The 1,913-nt window shown below is 45.6% G+C and carries 3 protein-coding genes and 1 pseudogene; 3 read left to right on the top strand and 1 reads right to left on the bottom strand.

Features of this window, described 5'->3' with window-relative positions; genetic code table 11:
* A pseudogene (locus KDK17_RS15580) lies at positions 1 to 227 on the bottom strand (hypothetical protein); the annotation flags it as partial.
* Positions 228 to 483: 256 nt separating this feature from the next.
* On the opposite strand from KDK17_RS15580, the gene KDK17_RS15575 reads away from it, so the two are divergent.
* From KDK17_RS15575 to KDK17_RS15565, 3 genes are all read left to right on the top strand, one after another.
* Positions 484 to 969, top strand: a complete 486-nt coding sequence (locus KDK17_RS15575; RefSeq protein ID WP_257255551.1) for a DUF29 domain-containing protein — start codon at positions 484 to 486, stop codon at positions 967 to 969.
* A 253-nt stretch (positions 970 to 1,222) separates the two neighbouring features.
* On the top strand, positions 1,223 to 1,651 hold the full coding sequence (locus KDK17_RS15570; RefSeq protein WP_257288470.1) for a putative toxin-antitoxin system toxin component, PIN family: 429 nt from the start codon (positions 1,223 to 1,225) through the stop codon (positions 1,649 to 1,651).
* Entirely contained in the window at positions 1,648 to 1,866 is a 219-nt protein-coding gene (locus KDK17_RS15565; protein WP_257255553.1) for a toxin-antitoxin system HicB family antitoxin, read from the top strand. The genes KDK17_RS15570 and KDK17_RS15565 overlap by 4 nt, the downstream gene beginning before the upstream one ends.
* Positions 1,867 to 1,913 lie beyond the last annotated feature (47 nt).

Here is a 1,913-nt window from a genome sequence, read left to right as displayed (position 1 = left end):
GCTTCAGGAGTTCGGGGATGGCGGTTATTTCATTAGATTTCTCTTCTGTTTTAAGCTGTCCCAGCCCCACGTTATTGGCCGCAGAGAAAGCACTAACCCTATGAATTGCCGACAATAACAGCGCAGATGGTCAACAAAAGGATGTCTGTTAGCTTGTGGCCGACTTTCCAAGCTTGCAGAGGGTCACTGATAATAGAGAGTTGTGAAATCAAATCGTGAGCATTCATGCTGCGGCCTTACCCTAGTGTGCAGTTATAAGGCCATAGACGTATTAAAAAGAAAACAAATATAAGCTACGTGCCAATAATTTCAGGGGTTTTCATCATTTTTCCCTGATCCAATAGTCTGTTGGATATTTGGTTCTGAGGTGAAGGTCGGCCAGGCATCAGCAAAGGGACGCATATGCATTATGAAATAACTGGATAACTTACAAAAGTTGATCTAGGTTGGAAGGCCAATGGAGTTAAACATTAAGAGATGATCATGGAAAACCTCTATAACACCGATTATCACGGCTGGATCGCCCGGCAACGTGAGCTTCTGAAAAACAACAGGCTTAACGAACTGGATATACCCAACCTGCTAGAGGCAATGGAACAGGAAATGGGGAATAACCACCATACACTTGAATCACATCTGAAGATTCTTTTATTACATCTGCTGAAATACCAGTATCAGGTAGAAGTTATCAATCCGGTGCTGCCGGAGCCATATAATTGTCGTGAATGGTTTGCAAGCATAGACAGGGCGAGGGATGCCATAGGGTCGCTACTCCGCAGAAACCCATCTCTGAAACGGGAGACCGACGTAATACTCCGTGAGGTTTACCCTAGTGCCAAGCGCATGGCTATTAAAGAAATGAACCGCTACGTGCAGAAGCACCAGCAGCTCAATAACAACAGTTTCTCACCTGACTGCCCCTGGACCTTCGGGCAAGTTATTGAGGATGACTGGCTGCCCTGCGATTAAATAGGCTACCCGGCTAACTGCATCTGGTTTTCTTTGCGAGCATGGCTTGTTTCTTGGATCGGATAGCTATCACCTTGCCATTGGTTCGTCTTGGGCTTTAAATATTTTGCTATTGCCCGACTAACTCACCAGACGATAGCTTCATTCAATTCATCTGGTATGCGGCTATGGATATCTTAGGCCCACCTAAAAGCAGGTTGGCACTGTCATTAGTAAATATTTTTTTGATAGCATATGTGCTATCATTGAATTCATGAAAACCATTGTACTTGATACCAGCTGCTTTGTTTCGGCGCTTCTCGGTATTGGCGGCGCAAGCCGGGAAATTCTCAGGTTGTGTCTGAATCGCCAGTTGAACCCTCTGATGGGCAATGCACTTTATACCGAGTATGAGTCGCTGTTAAACAGGCCAGTGCTCTGGAATAAAAGCCGTACTACCGAGTCGGAACGTGAGCAGGTGCTCAACGCGCTGCTAAGTATTACCCAGTGGGTTGAGATCTATTATCTCTGGCGGCCAAACTTACCAGACGAAGCTGACAATCACCTGGTAGAACTGGCAATGGCTGGTGGTGCCAGCCATATCATCACCAAGAACATTAAAGATGTTGGTCGCGGAGAACTGAGGTTTAACCACCTGACCATTTGTAATCCAGAAGACTTTATCAGGGAGATCAGGCAATGAGCGTACTTACCATTCGACTGACCGAAGAAAAACATGAACGCTTGAAGCAATTGGCCAAGTCCAGAAATATCAGTCTGAACAAATTGATGGATGAATTATCGACCATCGCCTTGGCAGAGTTTGATACCTATAACCGTTATTTGGTCAGAGCAGAATCAGGTAATCCAAAGGAAGCTCTGAAGATTCTGGACAGGCTGGATAGTGAGTCACGGTAAAATCATGAAAGTTCGTGCCTGGCCAGGACTGCAGCCGGATAGCATGT

The organism is Endozoicomonas sp. SESOKO2 (assembly GCF_024606245.1).
Lineage (GTDB): Bacteria > Pseudomonadota > Gammaproteobacteria > Pseudomonadales > Endozoicomonadaceae > Endozoicomonas_A.
This window is presented reverse-complemented; position numbering and strand designations above follow the sequence as displayed.